The following is a 2,024-nucleotide window of genomic DNA, read 5'->3' as shown; positions in this document are numbered from 1 at the left end:
TGCAAACTTAAAAGTTAACATGAAAACTGGTCAACCATGCCGGTTGAACGCTATAGTTCCCGCAGGGGCAAAAAGACATAAAAAAACGCTAGCTTTTTAGCTAACGTTTCAAATCTTTTAAATAATAATTTTGTTTTTCAAAATTCCAAATTGCCGTAATTGAATGTGCTTTTTCTTCTTCGTCTGTTGTTTTATCTTCGTCACTTGTATTAATCAAATTGCCATCTTCGGCATCATCTAAATTTAAAATCTTATGTTTTTGTTTAAGCAAACCACCATAACTCAACATACGTTTTCGATATAAACCTTTTTCTAAATCATTCACGATTTCTTGATTTCTTTCATCATCATCAGTTAAAAAATCAGATGACTTAACCGAATATTTAGAGGTTTCTTTGATAGCTGCTTGAATATCTTTATCGCCTTTTTGATTTGGTTTGATCGCTTTAATATTTGCTACGGGTCGATAATTTACTTGTAATGCTTTTTGCCATAAATTAACCCATTCTTCTTGAGTTATATAATTAGCTTTATTCTTAAAATAACTATTTTCAACACATAATAAAACATGCATATGTTGATTATAACTACCATCATTTTTATTAACTGTTACTTCCGTTGAACGCAAAAACCCAACAAGATTTTGCTTCACTTTTTTATATCTACTTAACCTATCAAATGCTTTCGTTAAATGTTTCAAACTTTGTTCTAAAGTATCCCCATCTATCGCATTTTTCGTTGAAAGTGTTAAAAATAACCAACGCGCTTTTGGTTTTTCTTTAACAACTTCTTCAATCACTTTTTGAGCTTGATAACTATTTTTCATAGCACGCCTCCAATTACAAACTGGGCAGAGTTTCGACTTACAAAACCATGTCTTATGTAACTTCAAATAACCTTCATCAGTCGGCTTGAACTCTAAGACGTTACCACATTGTTTTACATTAAAAGCCTTTTTTATTTTTAAAATTTCCAGTATATCTGCATAACTTACATTATCTATCTTCTTTTCTCTCCATGGGCGTTGTTTCCCACTTTTCGTCATATCTTTAAGTGTTTCGTTATCTTGATTTTCGTCTATACATCTAGTAGTATTATATTGCATATAAAGAGACCTCCAGTAGTTGTTTATTGAGTAGACGCTTTAATCATACTACTGGGGTTTTTTTATGTCAAAAATTCCTTTCAACAAGAAAAATAGCTATAATCCCTTACATACCAAGGATTACAGCTATAATTTTAAAATCGAGTTATTTCTATATAGTATCAAGACAAGAAGAAACTCGTTTTCAACTCGTTTCTAAACCACGATATTATTTTGTTAATATCAAAATATGAAATGTAAAAACACAATTGGGTTGGTAGTCCCAATGCAAAGTATAAATTTTGTCAGTAACCTTCCTCCTCAGGTCGTCCTTCATTTCATTTAAAACAGAGGAGGGACAACATGAAACTTACAATTTTTCATGATGGACAATTTTTTATCGGATTAGTTGAATATACAGAAAATCAAAAATCAGTTTTTGCTAAATATACATTTGGCACAGAACCTGATAGAGAAACTATTTTAAAATTCATAGACAAAGACCTTTTAAATTTAGTAAATAAAAGCAAGGTAAAAACTAAACGTAAGTCATCTGATAAAAAAATTAATCCAAAAAGATTGCAACGACAGGTAGCAAAAGAGCAAAAGAAAAAAGTGATTACCACTCAATCACAAGAGGCATTAAAAAAAGAGCAAGAACTCAATAAAAAAAGTTCTAAAAAAAGAAACAAGCTTCAAAAAGAAGAAGAAAAAACACGAAAACGTAAAATCAAAAAACAAAAAGCAAAAGAAAAGCATAAAGGTCATTAAGCCAAGATTGCTTTATTCCAATTGCTTTATTGACGTTGAGCCTCGGAACCCTTAACAATCCCAAAACTTGTCGAATGGTCGGCTTAATAGCTCACGCTATGCCGACATTCGTCTGCAAGTTTAGTTAAGGGTTCTTCTCAACTTCAATAAATTTTCTCGGCATAAATGC

At 31.1% G+C, this 2,024-nt stretch carries 2 protein-coding genes; one reads left to right on the top strand and one right to left on the bottom strand.

What is annotated here, in order from left to right; translation table 11 throughout:
• Positions 1-100: 100 nt before the first annotated feature.
• Positions 101-1,105: a protein rep gene (locus DDF78_RS12360; RefSeq protein WP_001199882.1), complete on the bottom strand. Its 1,005-nt coding sequence runs from the start codon at positions 1,103-1,105 to the stop codon at positions 101-103.
• Positions 1,106-1,447: 342 nt separating this feature from the next.
• Here DDF78_RS12360 and DDF78_RS12355 point away from each other — a divergent pair, with 342 nt between their 5' ends.
• Positions 1,448-1,855, top strand: coding sequence for a YjdF family protein (locus DDF78_RS12355; RefSeq protein ID WP_152587879.1), 408 nt, complete (start codon positions 1,448-1,450; stop codon positions 1,853-1,855).
• The last annotated feature ends 169 nt before the right edge of the window (positions 1,856-2,024 follow it).

Source organism: Bifidobacterium tibiigranuli (assembly GCF_009371885.1).
In the GTDB taxonomy this organism is placed as follows: Bacteria; Actinomycetota; Actinomycetes; order Actinomycetales; family Bifidobacteriaceae; genus Bifidobacterium; species Bifidobacterium tibiigranuli.
The sequence above is the reverse complement of the archived record's forward strand: the minus strand, read 5'-3'. Positions and strand labels throughout refer to the sequence as shown.